Origin of the sequence: Rhizobium sp. WYCCWR 11128 (assembly GCF_013416305.1) — a bacterium.
Lineage (GTDB): Bacteria > Pseudomonadota > Alphaproteobacteria > Rhizobiales > Rhizobiaceae > Rhizobium > Rhizobium indicum.
The window spans coordinates 402,532-417,316 of the sequence record NZ_JACCEZ010000003.1 but is presented as its reverse complement, the minus strand read 5'-3'; the positions used below and the strand labels follow the sequence as shown (position 1 = coordinate 417,316).

The 14,785-nt window shown below is 60.3% G+C and carries 13 protein-coding genes; 7 read left to right on the top strand and 6 right to left on the bottom strand.

All coding sequences use genetic code 11. The features are described 5' to 3' along the window. Window positions 1–40: 40 nt before the first annotated feature. Window positions 41–1,927, top strand: a complete 1,887-nt coding sequence (locus tag HX898_RS14330; protein WP_138331953.1) for an MFS transporter — start codon at window positions 41–43, stop codon at window positions 1,925–1,927. A gap of 167 nt (window positions 1,928–2,094) precedes the next feature. Here HX898_RS14330 and lpxE read toward each other — a convergent pair whose 3' ends face one another. Together lpxE and leuB are read right to left on the bottom strand one after the other, a co-directional pair. Further along, a complete protein-coding gene (gene lpxE, locus HX898_RS14325) occupies window positions 2,095–2,829 on the bottom strand; it encodes a lipid A 1-phosphatase LpxE (protein ID WP_138331951.1) in 735 nt (244 codons plus the stop codon). Between the two features lie 280 nt (window positions 2,830–3,109). Beyond that, on the bottom strand, window positions 3,110–4,222 hold the full coding sequence (gene leuB, locus HX898_RS14320) for a 3-isopropylmalate dehydrogenase (RefSeq protein WP_180194938.1): 1,113 nt from the start codon (window positions 4,220–4,222) through the stop codon (window positions 3,110–3,112). 166 nt (window positions 4,223–4,388) lie between these two features. Between leuB and HX898_RS14315 the strand changes: the two genes are divergently transcribed. Beyond that, on the top strand, window positions 4,389–5,321 hold the full coding sequence (locus HX898_RS14315; RefSeq protein ID WP_180194937.1) for a pyridoxal-phosphate dependent enzyme: 933 nt from the start codon (window positions 4,389–4,391) through the stop codon (window positions 5,319–5,321). A gap of 60 nt (window positions 5,322–5,381) precedes the next feature. On the opposite strand, the gene leuD is transcribed toward HX898_RS14315, so the two are convergent. From leuD to HX898_RS14300, 3 genes are all read right to left on the bottom strand, one after another. Further along, window positions 5,382–5,990 carry a 3-isopropylmalate dehydratase small subunit gene (leuD, locus tag HX898_RS14310; protein ID WP_003543984.1) on the bottom strand — a complete coding sequence of 203 codons (609 nt, stop codon included), beginning with the start codon at window positions 5,988–5,990 and terminating at the stop codon, window positions 5,382–5,384. 134 nt (window positions 5,991–6,124) lie between these two features. Continuing rightward, window positions 6,125–6,547: a glyoxalase/bleomycin resistance/extradiol dioxygenase family protein gene (locus HX898_RS14305; protein WP_180194936.1), complete on the bottom strand. Its 423-nt coding sequence runs from the start codon at window positions 6,545–6,547 to the stop codon at window positions 6,125–6,127. A gap of 128 nt (window positions 6,548–6,675) precedes the next feature. Then, the gene (locus HX898_RS14300) at window positions 6,676–6,909 is read right to left on the bottom strand and encodes a hypothetical protein (protein ID WP_017962593.1); all 234 of its coding nucleotides are present in this window, start codon (window positions 6,907–6,909) and stop codon (window positions 6,676–6,678) included. Between the two features lie 137 nt (window positions 6,910–7,046). Here HX898_RS14300 and HX898_RS14295 point away from each other — a divergent pair, with 137 nt between their 5' ends. After that, on the top strand, window positions 7,047–7,952 hold the full coding sequence (locus HX898_RS14295; RefSeq protein ID WP_180194935.1) for a CoA ester lyase: 906 nt from the start codon (window positions 7,047–7,049) through the stop codon (window positions 7,950–7,952). Next, the gene (locus HX898_RS14290; RefSeq protein ID WP_017966045.1) at window positions 7,952–8,158 is read left to right on the top strand and encodes a DUF1737 domain-containing protein; all 207 of its coding nucleotides are present in this window, start codon (window positions 7,952–7,954) and stop codon (window positions 8,156–8,158) included. Before HX898_RS14295 ends, HX898_RS14290 begins: the two co-directional genes overlap by 1 nt. A 97-nt stretch (window positions 8,159–8,255) precedes the next feature. On the opposite strand, the gene HX898_RS14285 is transcribed toward HX898_RS14290, so the two are convergent. Further along, window positions 8,256–8,693, bottom strand: a complete 438-nt coding sequence (locus HX898_RS14285) for a metallopeptidase family protein (protein WP_003543974.1) — start codon at window positions 8,691–8,693, stop codon at window positions 8,256–8,258. A 161-nt stretch (window positions 8,694–8,854) separates the two neighbouring features. Here HX898_RS14285 and HX898_RS33215 point away from each other — a divergent pair, with 161 nt between their 5' ends. The 3 genes from HX898_RS33215 to HX898_RS14275 are packed head-to-tail and all read left to right on the top strand — an operon-like array spanning window position 8,855 to window position 14,716. Then, window positions 8,855–9,799: a hypothetical protein gene (locus HX898_RS33215; protein ID WP_246697912.1), complete on the top strand. Its 945-nt coding sequence runs from the start codon at window positions 8,855–8,857 to the stop codon at window positions 9,797–9,799. Further along, window positions 9,711–11,255, top strand: coding sequence for a DNA polymerase Y family protein (locus HX898_RS14280; RefSeq protein WP_348649450.1), 1,545 nt, complete (start codon window positions 9,711–9,713; stop codon window positions 11,253–11,255). The genes HX898_RS33215 and HX898_RS14280 overlap by 89 nt, the downstream gene beginning before the upstream one ends. Beyond that, the gene (locus HX898_RS14275; protein WP_180194933.1) at window positions 11,252–14,716 is read left to right on the top strand and encodes an error-prone DNA polymerase; all 3,465 of its coding nucleotides are present in this window, start codon (window positions 11,252–11,254) and stop codon (window positions 14,714–14,716) included. Before HX898_RS14280 ends, HX898_RS14275 begins: the two co-directional genes overlap by 4 nt. Window positions 14,717–14,785: the final 69 nt, after the last annotated feature.

The window sequence follows — 14,785 nt, the reverse complement described above, 5'->3', positions numbered from 1 at the left end:
AAGCCGCGCGCGTTGATCATCACTCTGTGGAGGACAGACAATGGCAAATGTCGCAAGCATCGACGGCGCGAAGGCCGGTCCGATGACCGGCGAGGAGAAGAAGGTCATCTTCGCCTCTTCGCTCGGCACCGTTTTCGAATGGTACGATTTTTATCTCTATGGTTCGCTCGCCACCTATATCGGTGCGACCTATTTCACCCAATATCCCGAGGCAACGCGTAACATCTTCACGCTGCTCGCCTTTGCCGCCGGCTTCCTGGTCCGCCCCTTCGGCGCGCTGGTGTTCGGCCGTCTCGGCGATCTCGTCGGCCGTAAATATACCTTCCTGATGACCATCATGATCATGGGTATGTCGACCTTCCTCGTCGGCATCCTGCCGGGTGCCGCCACGATCGGTATCGCAGCCCCGATCATCCTGATCGCGCTTCGCCTGCTCCAGGGTCTGGCGCTGGGCGGTGAATATGGCGGTGCGGCAACCTATGTCGCCGAACATGCGCCGAACGGGCGCCGCGGCTACTTCACCTCGTGGATCCAGACGACGGCGACGCTCGGCCTGTTCCTGTCGCTGATCGTCATCGTCTTTGTTCAATATCTGATGGGTGCGGCTGAGTTCGCCGCCTGGGGCTGGCGCATTCCGTTCCTGCTCTCGTTCGTCCTGCTCGGCATTTCCGTCTGGATCCGCCTGAAGATGAACGAATCGCCGGCGTTCCAGCGCATGAAGGCGGAAGGCAAGGGCTCCAAGGCGCCACTGACCGAAGCCTTCGGGACATGGAAAAATGCCAAGATTGCGATCATCGCGCTTCTCGGCGCCACCATGGGCCAGGCGGTCGTCTGGTATGGCGGCCAGTTCTATGCACTGTTCTTCCTGCAGAACGTGCTGAAGGTGGACCTGTTCTCGGCCAATGTCATGGTCGCCATCGCACTTCTCCTCGGCACGCCGTTCTTCGTCATCTTCGGCGGCCTCTCCGACAAGATCGGCCGCAAGCCGATCATCATGGCAGGCCTTCTCATTGCGGCAGTGACCTATCATCCGCTGTTCAAGGCGATGACCTGGACGGCGAACCCGGCGCTTGCCGAAGCGCAGGCTTCGATTCGGGCAACGGTGACAGCTGATCCGGCGGACTGCAGGTTCCAGTTTAACCCGACCGGCACGGCGAAGTTCACCAGTTCTTGCGACGTGGCGACGGCATTCCTGACCAGGAACTCGGTGCCTTACGACGTGGTGCCCGGCACCGCCGGACAGCCGGCAACGGTGAAGGTCGGCAACGCGACGATCCCAAGTTTCGACGTCGTCGCTGCCGGCGACAAGGCCAAGGGCATGACCGCCGCCTTCGAAAAAGGCGTCAACATCGCGCTCCACGATGCCGGCTACCCGCTGAAGCGCGGCGCCGTCAAGGTGCCGGATTCCAAGCTCGATGCCTTCATCGCAGCCAATCCGGAGCTGTCGCTCAACGCCGATGCCGTGCGCGCCGGCGAGAAGGAAACCGTACCAGCGGCGAAGCTGGTCGAGACCAAGCTGCTGACCGCGGATGAGGCCAATGGCGTCACCGACATGACGGTCTACAACATCGCCAATGGCGGCACTTTCGCCATGGTCGCCGATCCGGCCCGCGTCAACTGGATCGGCACGATCGCCGTGTTGTTCGTCCTTGTCTTCTATGTGACGATGGTCTACGGCCCGATCGCCGCTCTGCTGGTCGAGCTTTTCCCGACCCGCATCCGCTACACCGGCATGTCGCTGCCCTATCACATCGGCAACGGCTGGTTCGGCGGCCTGCTACCGGCGACGGCCTTCGCGATGAGCGCTGCCGCGGGCGATATCTACTACGGTCTCTGGTATCCGATCGTCTTTGCGACGATCACGCTGGTGATCGGCCTGATCTTCCTGCCGGAAACGAAGAACAGGGATATCCACGCCATGGATTGAGCGGTGGATTGAGGCCAATCCTTGCTTGAGAAAAAAGGCCCGGCGCTCACAAGGCGCCGGGCTTTTCCATATTACAGCGCCGCGCGTCTTTTCGGACGCGCAAAGAACGCTGTAACATTTTGAATTGCTGCATAATTTTATCCTTAAATCGATTCCGATTTAAGGAGTTATGCAGTGTGAAACAGCCTCTTCGAGAGCGGCCAGCCGTCCGGCGCCAGCTTGAAGAGCAAGCCGCAGCGGGCAAAGACGATCGCCGTCAGCAGCGAGAACCAGGCGCCGAAGGCAAGGCCGGCGATGACGTCGCTTGGATAATGGGCGCCGACCATGACACGCGTCATGCCGAGCCAGATCGCGCAGGCGATGAAGGCAACGCGGTAGCGTGGAAATAGCAGGGCGAAGGCGGCGAAGAAGGCGCCGACCGTGGTGGAGTGGCCGGACGGGAAACTTTCGAAAGCGGAATGGCCCGAAAAGGGCGTGAAGGAAAACATGCCGTAGTCGTGGAAATGATCGGGACGCGCCCTGCCGATCGCACGCTTCAGCAGATTGGCGAGAAGTCCTGAGAAGACGACCGTGAAGAAGAGATAGGCGCCGATCCAGCTGACATAGAGCGCCTGCGCCTTGGAACGCGCCGTCTTCACAAGCTTGTAGCCTGCCCTGCCCTGAAAGAACAGCAGGATGCTGGTGTAGATCAGCCAGGCGGAATCGCCGAAACCGGTCAGCATCTCGCCGAGGTGTTTCACCGGCGCGGGAACTTCGCTGGCGCCGATCGGCGCGTCGAAGAGCAGCATCGAAAGGATCACGGCATTGAGCGTAACGAAGAGGCAGGCCTGCCAGCGCAAAGGCGGCATGCCGACGGCGCTCCGGCGCCAGCGCCTGTCCAGGGAAGCCCAAAATGCCCGCATTTCGTCGTCCGTTCGAATTTGTCCCAGAGCCCGCGCGTCCAACAGGACACGCTAAGGACGCTCTATTACTTTGAATTGACGCACGATCCTTTGTCGAAAATCGCTTCCGATTTCGGGATTATGCGCTCGTTAAAATCCGGCGCAAAAATACACGAGATTGTGGCCGAGAATAGTCCGTTTTCGGATAATTCGACCAAGCGGGACGCGCTTCACCGCCCTCAATGGAAAAAGCCCTCCGCATGCGCGATGCGAAGGGCTGGATACTGTTTCACGTGAAATATCAGGCGGAAAGCGTCTTGAACTCGGCGAGGATCGCATCGCCCATCTCGACGGTGCCGACCTGCCTTGCGCCATCGGCCATGATGTCGCCAGTGCGAATGCCCTTGTCGAGCACGTTGGCGATCGCCTTTTCCAGATCGTCGGCTTCCTTCACCAGATTGAAGGAGTAACGCAGGCACATGGCGAAGGAGGCGATCATGGCGATCGGATTGGCGATGCCCTTGCCGGCGATGTCAGGGGCCGAGCCGTGCACCGGCTCGTAAAGCGCCTTGCGCTTGCCGGTCTTGCCGTCAGGCGCGCCGAGCGAGGCCGATGGCAGCATGCCGAGCGAGCCGGTCAGCATGGCGGCGACGTCGGAGAGCATATCACCGAAGAGGTTGTCGGTGACAATGACGTCGAACTGCTTGGGCTGGCGCACCAGCTGCATGCCGCCGGCATCGGCCAGCATGTGTTCGAGCTGGACGTCGGAATATTTCGCCTTGTGCGTCTCGGTTACCACCTGGTTCCAGAGCACGCCCGACTTCATGACGTTGCGCTTTTCCATGGAGCAGACGCGATTCTGCCGCGTGCGGGCCATTTCGAAGGCGACGCCGGCGATGCGCTCGATCTCGTAGGTATCATAGACCTGCGTGTCGATGCCGCGCTTCTGGCCACTGCCGAGATCGATGATTTCCTTCGGCTCGCCGAAATAGACGCCGCCCGTCAGCTCGCGGATGATCAAGATATCGAGGCCTTCGACCAGTTCCGGCTTCAGCGACGAGGCCGCAGCAAGGGCCGGATAGCAAATGGCGGGGCGCAGGTTTGCGAAGAGCTGCAGATCCTTGCGCAGGCGCAGCAGGCCGGCTTCCGGGCGCACTTCATAAGGCACGCTATCCCATTTCGGGCCGCCGACGGCGCCGAACAGAACGGCATCGGCGGCAAGCGCCTTCTGCATGTCGGCTTCCGAGATGGCAGCGCCATGCGCATCATAGGCGCAGCCGCCGACAAGGCCTTCATCGGTGACGAAACCGGCATTCATCGCCTCGTTCATATAGGCGATGATCTTGCGGACCTCGCCCATGGCCTCGGGACCGATGCCGTCACCCGGCAGCAGGAAAAGATTGCGCGCTGTCATGAAACCCTCCTGGGAAAAACAAGTTGCGGTTTCTTAGACCCCGGAAATGGGCATTTCAAGCGACAGAAGCGGTGAATCGGTACGCTTCGCTCCGAGCCGCGACGGTTGCTCCTGCGTCCACAAACGAATTAGAACGGTGACCCTATCTTTATTCTGGATGGTTCCCATGCCTTTCGCGCCTCTCCACCTCGACACGCCCTTGCTCCAGACCGCACCTGGCTACAGCGCCAGCGGCAAACCACTCTGGCTGAAGCTCGATGCGCTGCAGCCTTCCGGCAGCTTCAAGCTGCGCGGCGTTGGCCGGCTTTGCCAGCACGAGGTGGAAAATGGTGCGCGCGAAATCCTCTGCGCTTCCGGCGGCAATGCCGGCATTGCGGCGGCTTATGCCGGCCGGGCGCTCGGTGTGCCGGTCACGATTGTCGTGCCGGAGACGACGGCGGCCGACATACGGCAGACGATTGCCGCAGCGGGCGCGAATGTCCTCGTTCATGGTTCGGTTTTCGATGAGGCCAATGCTCATGCGATCGAACTCGCCCGGAGCCGCAAGGCAACCTATGTGCACCCCTTCGACCATCCGCTTCTGTGGGATGGCCATGCCACGCTGATCGACGAGGTGGTGGCGAAAGGGGCAAAATTCGATTGCGTCGTCACCAGCGTCGGCGGCGGCGGGCTGCTTGCCGGCATCGTCGAGGGATTGAAGCGCAACGGGCTTTCCGATGTGCCTGTTATCGCCGTCGAAACGGAAGGGGCGGCTTCGCTCCATGCCAGCCTCAAGGCGAATGAGCGTATCACCCTTCCCGCCATTACCTCGATTGCCAATTCGCTCGGGGCGCGGCAGGTGGCGCAGCATGTCTTTGACCTGCCGCAGCAGCATCCGATCGAAAGTGTTCTCGTCAGCGACGCCGATGCCGTTGCCGCCTGCCTGAAATTTGCCGATGCGCAGCGCATTCTGGTCGAGCCGGCTTGCGGTGCGGCCCTTGCGGTTGCCGATGTGCATGCCGGGTTGCTTCATCGCTTCGATAATCCGCTTGTCGAAGTCTGCGGCGGCATCGGTGTGTCGCTCGAAAAACTCAGGGGCTGGAAAGAAAAATTTCTTTGACCCACACCAAAGAAAAAGCCGGGCGTAAGCCCGGCTTGATCGGTAACCGATTGGAAGGGCTCAGGCTGCCCAGGGGTGCGAAGCGGCGTTCTTCTTTTCGAAGCTGTCGATCGCCTTGCCCTTTTCCAGGGTCAGGCCGATATCATCGAGGCCGTTCAGCAGGCAGTGACGCTTGAACTCGTCGAGATCGAACTTGATCAAGCCACCATCGGGGCCGGTGATCTCGAGGTTTTCGAGGTCGACGGTCAGGATGGCGTTGGAGCCGCGCGAGGCGTCGTCCATCAGCTTGTCGAGATCTTCCTGGCTGACCTTGATCGGCAGGATGCCGTTCTTGAAACAGTTGTTGTAGAAAATATCGGCGAAGCTGGTCGAGATAACGCAGCGGATGCCGAAATCCAGAAGCGCCCAAGGTGCGTGCTCGCGCGAGGAGCCGCAGCCGAAATTGTCGCCGGCAACCAGGATCTTGGCATCGCGATAGGCCGGCTTGTTCAGCACGAAATCCGGGTTTTCTGAGCCGTCTTCGTTATAACGGGCTTCGGCGAAGAGGCCGGTGCCGAGACCGGTGCGCTTGATCGTCTTCAGATAATCCTTCGGAATGATCATGTCGGTGTCGACGTTGACAACCGGCAGGGGCGCTGCAACGCCCGTGAGCTTCACGAATTTATCCATGACCCATGCTCCATTTCAGCAAATCTACTTCCAGAATTTGCATCTAGTCCAGTTTTTCGCCGAAATGAAGGAGAATCTTTCACAGATGGCGGCCACGCGACGTTTCGCGCGGTCCGCTCAATTGCGCCTGTCCCTTATTTGGACGCTGCGTTCAACCCCCAGAGGACGCCGAACGGATCACGAAGCTGGCCATAGCGGTCGCCCCAGAACATCAGTTCGACCGGCATGACGACTTCGGCGCCGGCGGCAACCGCGCGATCCCACCAGAAATCGATATCATCGATCACCAGCTGGATTGCAAAGCCTTCATGGCCTTTGAAGGGATGGCCATATTCGGGATAGGCGTCCGACAGCATCAGGGAACTGCCGTTGATGTAGAGATGCACATGCATCGTTCTGCCGCTCTCGTCGACCGGCACGAGATATGCCTCTTCGGCGCCGAAAGCCTTCTTGTAGAATTCCGAAGCTTTCACCGCGCCGCCGACCGTAAGATAGGGCAGCAGGCCGTTCTTGACCGGTGGCATCTTGGTCGGGTTGCTCTCTGTCGTCGCATCCATGCTTGTCCTCCATTCGTTTTTTGAACGCCGGCTGAATGCCTGGCTGCTTCAAGGACGTAGCATGGAAGCGTGATCCGACAGTGTCGGCCGAAATTTTTCGGCGAACCAAAATTTTCAGCAAAAGGTGATCAGAGATCGATGATCGTGCCGCGGCCGTCGTTCCAGACCCGCATCTCGCGCTGGCCGTTATTTGCCTTGGCGCGGACCGGAGCGGGCTTCATCTTCATCGAAAGCGCGCGTCCGACCATGAGCACGGTCAGGATGCCGCCGACGGCAAGCGTCACTGAAAAGGTGAGAAGCAGCATCGCCACGAAAACGGTGGCGCCGGCAAGCATGAGGAAGATGGAGCGAATGTTCTGCATGTTAGAGACCTTTCTTCGGAAAGGAATGTGGTCCTTCTCTTTCCTCTCTGCAAGGCAAGCATGGCTTTTTGTTGTTCTGTGGGAGGTTCTGGGGTGGGCTGCTTGCTTCGGCTTTCAAAGCTTGGCAGTAATTCGCCATGAGCCGAAACCCGACGACCCGCCCCATCCGCCTGCGCCGTTCGGTGCTGAGCGTGCCTGCCATCAATCCCCGCGCCCTTGAAAAAACCCATGCGGTCGATTGCGATGCGGTGATCTTCGATCTCGAGGATTCCGTGGCGCCGGAAAAGAAGGCGGAAGCGCGGGAAAATCTGAGGAATTTCTTTTCGGCTCGGCCGCTCCAAGGCAAGGAGCGGATCATCCGCATCAACAGTCTGTCCACCAATTTCGGCCTGGCGGACATGGAGCTGGTGACGGCGCTTGGTCCCGATGCCGTGCTGCTGCCGAAGGTCGACGAGCCGCAGGATGTCATGGCGGTGGGCGACCTTCTCTCCGAGGCCGATGCACCTGATGATCTGCGCATCTGGGCGATGATCGAGACACCGCGCGGCATCCTCAATGCGGCTGGTATCGCCGAAGCCGGGCGCACGCCGGGCTCACGGCTCGATTGTCTCGTCGTCGGGCTCAACGACCTGCGCAAGGAAACCGGCGTGCTGCCGCAGCCGGGGCGGAGCTATCTCGTGCCGTGGCTGATGCAGGTCGTCCTTGCGGTCAGCGCCTATGGGCTCGATGCGATCGACAGCGTCTTCAACGATTTCAGGGACGAACAGGGTTTCGATGCCGAATGTCTGCAGGGCCGGGCCATGGGCTTTGCCGGCAAGATGCTGATCCATCCGGCGCAGATCGAGCCCGCCAACCGCCATTTCGGCCCGGATCCGGCAGCGATTGTGGAAGCGGAGGCGATCATATCAGCCTTTGCCGACCCCGCCTCCGATGGGCTGAACGTCATCAATGCAGGCGGGCGGATGGTCGAGCGGCTGCATCTTGTCCAGGCGGAAAGTCTGGTCCATAAAGCGCGCCTGATTGCAGCACGAAAGACGATGTGATGAAACTCTACCGCTTCCTGACCGGTCCCGACGATGCTTCCTTCTGCCATAAGGTCACCGCCGTCCTCAACAAGGGCTGGTCGCTGGAGGGCTCACCGACCTATGCCTTCAATGCCGCAACCGGCGCGATGCAGTGCGGCCAGGCCGTCGTCAAGCATGTCGAAGGCAAGGATTACGATCCCGAGATGAAGCTCTCCGAGCAGTGAAGTTTTAGCGCATAACCCCGAAAATCGTAATCGATTTTCGGGGTTATGCGTGATTGAAAGTGATAGATCCTTAGCGCGTCCTTGGGCGCGCGGCGCTCTATCGTTCGGCGGCTTCCTCGGCGCTGGCCTCGATCCGCTCCATGTCATCGTCGCTCAGCCCGAAATGGTGGCCGATCTCGTGGATCAGGACGTGGGTGATGATGTCGCCGAGCGTCTCGTCGTTCTCAGCCCAGTAGTCGAGAATGGGACGGCGGTAGAGGCGGATGCGGTTCGGCATCTCGCCGGTTTCCACCGTGAAACGTTCGGAAATGCCCCTGCCCTCAAAAAGGCCGAGCAGATCGAAAGGGGTTTCCAGCGCCATGTCCTCGAAAACGTCGTCATCGGGGAAATCTTCGATCTCGATCGTGAGGTTGGTCGTCAGCTGGCGGAATTCATCCGGCAGATGGCTGTAGGCCTCCATCGCCAGCGACTCGAAGGCGCTGATCGTCGGCGCATGGCGGTCCCGCCAATCATCGCTCTGGTCTATGCGGGCCATGAATATTCCTTCCTTTGCGGGCCCATATAGAACCTTTATCGCCGATTTTCGAGTGCGGAATCAAAGGCAGGAATATTTTCATAGAAAATGGCCGTTGACTCTTCATTAGCTCTCTGGAATCTATAAGAACATAACAGGAACAAGACAGATCGGAGAACGCCATGGCGCAGCACGCCCTGGCGCGCGAGCGGCTTTTTGCGCTCCGCGAAACCATCGCCAGACTGGAGGGAAGGCCCGCGCCGGCGCTTGCCGCAGCGGAACGGGAAGCCCTGGCGGAAGGACGTAAGACCCGCCAGGAGCGCACGCTGCCGCCCCTGCCGTTTGGGGTGGAGTTTCTCGACGGGGCGCTGGAAGGCGGCTTGCCGCTCGATGCGATCACCGAATTCCGCTCGGCTCTGTCTCGCGATGCCGGTGCGGCAAGCGGGCTGGCGATGGCTGTTGCCGCGCGACTGCAAAAACGGGAGGCGGATGCCGGTCGCCTTCTGCCGTTGCTCTGGATCGGCGATGCCGTTGGCACGCTGGAGGCCGGCCGTCCCTATGCTCCCGGGCTTCGGGATTTCGAACTGAGCCCGGAGCGGTTTCTCCATGCGGCGCCGCGCAAGCTGGACGAGGCGCTCTGGCTGGCGGAGGTGGCGGTGGAAAGCGCGGCCTTCTTGGCCGTCATCTTCGAAGTGCGGGGCAATCCCGTCCATTTCGGCCTGACCGAAAGCCGCCGGCTCAGTCTCAGGGCGCATGCTGCCCGCCGTCCGCTCTTTCTTGTCCGTCAAGCGGGAGCGGAGGAGGCAAGCAGTGCGGCCTTGCGTCTGCATGTCGAACCGGCCCCGTCCGCTCTGCGGTCGTTGCCGGATGGATCGAAACTTTCCGGCAGCATCGGCAATCCGATTTTCTGTCTGACGCTGGAGAAGAGCCGAAATCCGGCCCCGCTCTCCTTTCTTCTGGAGTGGAATCCCCATGAATGCGAATTTCTCCCTGTCGCCGAACCAAACCTCGTTCGTCCTCCAGGCGAACAGTCAGCGCATTCTGGCGCTCAGCTTCCCGCATCTGCCAACGGATCGCATAGCCCGCAAGCGATGGGGGCTCTCCTGGCGTTCGAAAGGGCGTCCTGAGACGCCGCCTATCGTCTGTTCCGGCAAGCTCAACAATGCCATGCGGCTGACGGCACTGGACGAGTTGGCCGAAAGGCTGGGGCTGAAGAAGGAGCTGGGCGTTGCCGAAGCGCGCGCCATGTACCCAATGCTCGAGGTCGCGGAAGAGGATCCGGCGGCCGACCAACGGTTGCTGGAGGCAATTGCCGACTGGTGCGACCGCTATACGCCGCTGGTGGCGTTTGACGGCAAGGACGGTCTGTTTCTCGACATTAGCGGCTGCGCCCATCTTTTCGGCGGTGAAAAGGCGCTTCTCAAGGATGTGCTGTCGCGGCTTTTTCATATGGGGTTCGATGCCCGCGGTGCGATCTCATCGTCACCCGGCCTTTCCTGGGCCGCGTCCCGCTTCGGGCAAGGCGGCGTGATCGAGGACGAAGAGACGGAACATGTGCTGATGTCCTTGCCGGTTGCAGCCTTACGGCTGGAAGGACAAACCGTCGATGCCCTGAAGAAGCTCGGTCTGAAATATATCGGCGACGTCATCGATGCACCGCGAGCGCCGCTGACCCGCCGGTTCGGCCCGGAGCTGCTTCTGCGTCTCGACCAAGCGCTGGGACGTGAAGAGGAGCCGGTCTCGCCCCGGCGTCCTGTTGCCAGCCTCTCGGCCGAAAGCCGGCTGATCGAGCCCATCGGGACGGAAGAGCAGATCCTTGCCGTCACCAGGCAGGTCGCCTTATCGCTGCAGCCGTCGCTGGAGGCGCGGGGGGCTGGCGGGCGGGTGTTCGAACTGGTCCTGTTCCGCGTCGACGGCAGGGTCTTTCGTATCTCCGTCGGCGCTTCGCAGCCGCTTCGCGAACCAAAGTTCATCGCCGGGCTTTTTTCCGAGCGATTGCAGGCGGTCTATGACGATCTCGATGCCGGCTATGGTTTCGAGATCCTGCGGTTGAATGTGTTGCGGCACGATCCCTTCAACGAGGCGCAGGGTGATTTCGAGGGCGACCGTCAGGGAGAGGTCTCGCTTTCGGCCTTCGTCGACCGGGTCTCGGCCCGGCTTGGTGCGGATTGCCTGCAAAGCTTCCAGCTCCGCGAGAGCCATGTGCCGGAACGCGCCGTCATCACGGTTCCTGTGATGGAGAGCCTTCCCAGGCGGAAGACAGCGCAGGACATCCAGCTTCCTTTCCGCGAAGAGCGCCCGCTGCGGCTCTTTGCAACGCCGGAGCCGGTCGAGACCATACTTGCCGAAGTGCCCGATGGTCCGCCGCAGATCTTCCGCTGGCGGCGCATGCAGCATCAGGTGGCAAGAAGCGAAGGGCCGGAACGGATTGCCATGGAGTGGTGGATCGATGGGAATGAGGCCGAGGCGCGTGACTATTTTCGCATCGAGGACGAGACTGGACATCGTTTCTGGATCTATCGGCGGGGCTTTTATGGCCAGGCGCTTGATCCTCGCTGGTTCATGCATGGCGTGTTCGCATGACAACCGCGCGCGCATTCTTCGAGATCGGTACAAGGACGAACTTCTCGTTTCTCGAAGGCGCCTCCGGCCCCGAGGAGATGGTCGTGCAGGCTGCTCGTCTACGGCTCGGCGGTCTCGGCATTGCGGACCGGAATTCAGTTGCCGGCGTCGTGCGGGCGCATGCGCAGGCGGAGCAGCTTGAGGAGAGATACAAGAACAGAGATGAGATTCTGGCCCAAGCGAAGAAGGAAGGAAAAGAGGAGGAGATCCTCGATCCTATCCGGATTCAGCCGGGCGCCCGTCTCGTCTTTTCCGATGGAACGCCTGATATCCTCGCCTATCCATGCAATCGACGGGGCTGGGCGAATCTTTGCCGTCTTCTCACCGCCGGCAATCTGAAGGAGAAAGCGGTCAAGGGAAGCTGCATTCTGACGGAAGCGGAACTCATGGAATGGGGGGACGAGATGATGCTTGCCCTCGTTCCGGATCGCACCCTTGTCGATCATCAGGCGGGTCAGTCGACGCTGGAAGATTATCTGGAACGGTTTCGCAGACGCTTCCGCAAGGCCTTTTTTATGGCGCTGGCGCCAGCCTATGACGGTCGCGACAGGCAGGTCTTTGCGGTGTTTTCCATGCTCGCCGCCCGAAACCGCGTGCCGCTGATTGCAACCAACCAGCCGCTTTATCATCATCCCGAACGCCGGCCGCTTTCGGATGTCGTGATCGCGATCCGGGAGCATGTACAGATAGCGCAAGCCGGATTCCTGCTGGCGCCGAATGCCGAACGCTACCTCAAGGATTCACGTGAAATGGTCCGGATCTTCCGGGACTATCCTGGTGCGATCGAAAATACGGAGGTATTTTTCGACAGCTTGACCTTTTCGCTGAAGGAACTGGAGCACAATTATCCGCCAGAAAACGATCCCGGCGAAACGCCGCAGGAGACACTCGAAAGGCTAACGAGAGCGGGAGCCGCAAGACGCTATCCCAAGGGTATACCGCCCAAGGTGGCGCAACAGATCGATTATGAGCTCGATCTCATTCGTCAGAAGAAATATGCCTCCTATTTCCTGACGGTTCACAGGATCATTCAGCATGCCCGCTATGAACTCAAGGTCTTGTGCCAGGGGCGCGGATCGGCGGCAAATTCGGTCATCTGCTATTGCCTCGAGATAACGGAAGTCGACCCTCAAAAGAGCACACTGCTCTTCGATCGCTTCATTTCGATGGATCGCGACGAGCCGCCGGATATCGATGTCGATTTCGAACATGACCGGCGTGAAGAGGTCATCCAGTTCATCTACAAAACCTACAAAAAAGAACATGCCGGGCTGACGGCAGGGGTGACCACCTACCGGACCCGTTCGGCCGGCCGCGAGGTCGCCAAGGCCTTCGGACTGTCGGAGGATGTCCAGTCGGCGATCAGCAGCCTCGTCTGGGGCTGGTCGGAGGATAATCTCTCGGAGCGGGATGCGAAGGCGGCGGGTCTCGACGTCAGGGATCCGGTGACCCGAAACGTTCTTCAGTATGCGTCCGAACTTCTCGGGTTCCCGCGCCACCTCACCCAGCATGTCGGTGGCTTCGTCATCACGCGCGATAGGCTCGACGAGGTGGTGCCGATCATGAAGACGGCGATGCCGGATCGCTACATGATCGAGTGGGACAAGGACGACCTCGACAACGTCAAGATCCTCAAGGTGGATGTGTTGGCGCTCGGCATGCTGACCTGCCTGCGAAAGGCCTTCTCGCTGCTGGAGTTGCATTACGATGTGAAGAAGACGCTCGCAGACCTCGGTAACAAGGAGCATGGGGACGAAGGCGAGCCGGTTTACGAGATGATGGGCCGGGCCGATACGCTCGGCGTCTTCCAGATCGAAAGCCGGGCGCAGATGAGCATGCTGCCGCGTCTGAAGCCGAAGGTGTTCTACGATCTCGTCATCGAGGTGGCGATCGTGCGGCCAGGACCGATCCAGGGCGACATGGTGCATCCCTATCTCAAGCGCCGGGAGCAGCGGGCCAAGAACATTTCGATCAAGTATCCGAGCAAGGAGCTGGAAACGGTTCTGGAAAGAACCCTCGGCGTGCCCTTGTTCCAGGAACAGGCCATGCAGATCGCCATCACTGCCGCAGGCTTCGAACCGGCGGAAGCCGACAAGCTTCGCAGAGCGATGGCGACATTCAAGAGAACGGGTACGATCGGTAACTTCGAAAAGCGGTTCATCGAGGGGATGGTCTCAAAGGGTTATACCCAGGAATTCGCGCAACAGTGTTTCAACCAGATCAAGGGCTTCGGCGAATATGGTTTTCCGGAAAGCCATGCCGCTTCCTTCGCGCTGCTCGTTTATGCCTCCTCATGGCTCAAGGCCTATTATCCCGATGTCTTCTGCGCGGCGATGCTGAACTCCCAGCCGATGGGCTTTTATGCGCCGGCGCAGCTGGTCCGGGATGCACGCGAGCACGGGGTCAAGATCCTGCCGGTCGATATCAATGACTCGAACTGGGATTGCGGTCTGGAAGAGGCCGCTTTCGATCGGAATGCTATCGATTTTCGGCATCATGAGATGCGCGAGATCATCAAGACCCGGCATGCGGTGCGGCTCGGCTTCCGGCAGATCAAGGGCCTTTCGACAGACGATATGGAACGGCTCGTCAGCCATCGCGGCGAAGGCTACAGCTCGGTGCGCGATCTCTGGCTGCGGTCCGGTCTGCAGAAATCCGTCATCGAGCGACTGGCGGATGCCGATGCGTTCCAATCCCTCAAACTGTCACGACGCGATGCGCTCTGGGCGGTGCGGGCGCTGGATGTGAGGAGCGCTACTGAGGAGCTGCCGCTTTTCGAGCAGGTCCGTCATGTCGACCTCCAGGCCGAGCCCGTAACAAAGCTTCCGGAAATGCTGCCGGGAGAGCAGGTCATCGAGGACTATCGTTATCTCTCACTGTCGCTGAAGGCGCACCCCGTCTCCTTCCTGCGTGAGGAATTGCGCAAGGCCGGCGTGACACGCAATGTCGATCTGTTGAAGGTCGCGAACGGAAAGAGGGTGACGATCGCGGGCCTCGTGCTGGTGCGCCAGCGGCCGGGTTCGGCCAAAGGCGTGATCTTCATGACGCTGGAAGACGAAACCGGCGTGGCCAATGCGATTGTCTGGTCGAAAGTGTTCGACAAATACCGCTCGGTCGTGATGGGCGCCCGGCTGGTGAAAATCCGCGGCAGGCTGCAAAGCCAGAGCGGGGTGATCCATACCGTCGTCGAGCATATCGAGGACATGACGCCGGCGCTCGGTATCCTGCAACGCGAGGCCCGGCGTTTCGGCGTCTGCGAGCGGGCAGACGAGGTGCTGAGGCCGGGCGTCGATCAGCGACAGAAAAAGCTTGTAAATGCGCAGGAGAGGGCGGAGTTGGAAAAACGAATGGTTGCCACAGGCCGCCATGCGGGTGCGGCGGAAACCGCTGAGGTAATGCCGCGCGGACGCAACTTTCATTAAAAATGCATTGCAGCGATCAAGACCATGCGGCGCGCCTTCATTTGCCTTATGGCGTCATCATCCTGAAAC

What these genes read in the sequence shown, in the direction of transcription:
- HX898_RS14330 (WP_138331953.1), top strand. Translation starts at nt 41, where the DNA reads ATGGCAAATGTCGCAAGCATCGACGGCGCGAAGGCCGGTCCGATGACC.
- lpxE (WP_138331951.1), bottom strand. Translation starts at nt 2,829, where the DNA reads ATGCGGGCATTTTGGGCTTCCCTGGACAGGCGCTGGCGCCGGAGCGCC.
- leuB (WP_180194938.1), bottom strand. Translation starts at nt 4,222, where the DNA reads ATGACAGCGCGCAATCTTTTCCTGCTGCCGGGTGACGGCATCGGTCCC.
- HX898_RS14315 (WP_180194937.1), top strand. Translation starts at nt 4,389, where the DNA reads ATGCCTTTCGCGCCTCTCCACCTCGACACGCCCTTGCTCCAGACCGCA.
- leuD (WP_003543984.1), bottom strand. Translation starts at nt 5,990, where the DNA reads ATGGATAAATTCGTGAAGCTCACGGGCGTTGCAGCGCCCCTGCCGGTT.
- HX898_RS14305 (WP_180194936.1), bottom strand. Translation starts at nt 6,547, where the DNA reads ATGGATGCGACGACAGAGAGCAACCCGACCAAGATGCCACCGGTCAAG.
- HX898_RS14300 (WP_017962593.1), bottom strand. Translation starts at nt 6,909, where the DNA reads ATGCAGAACATTCGCTCCATCTTCCTCATGCTTGCCGGCGCCACCGTT.
- HX898_RS14295 (WP_180194935.1), top strand. Translation starts at nt 7,047, where the DNA reads ATGAGCCGAAACCCGACGACCCGCCCCATCCGCCTGCGCCGTTCGGTG.
- HX898_RS14290 (WP_017966045.1), top strand. Translation starts at nt 7,952, where the DNA reads ATGAAACTCTACCGCTTCCTGACCGGTCCCGACGATGCTTCCTTCTGC.
- HX898_RS14285 (WP_003543974.1), bottom strand. Translation starts at nt 8,693, where the DNA reads ATGGCCCGCATAGACCAGAGCGATGATTGGCGGGACCGCCATGCGCCG.
- HX898_RS33215 (WP_246697912.1), top strand. Translation starts at nt 8,855, where the DNA reads ATGGCGCAGCACGCCCTGGCGCGCGAGCGGCTTTTTGCGCTCCGCGAA.
- HX898_RS14275 (WP_180194933.1), top strand. Translation starts at nt 11,252, where the DNA reads ATGACAACCGCGCGCGCATTCTTCGAGATCGGTACAAGGACGAACTTC.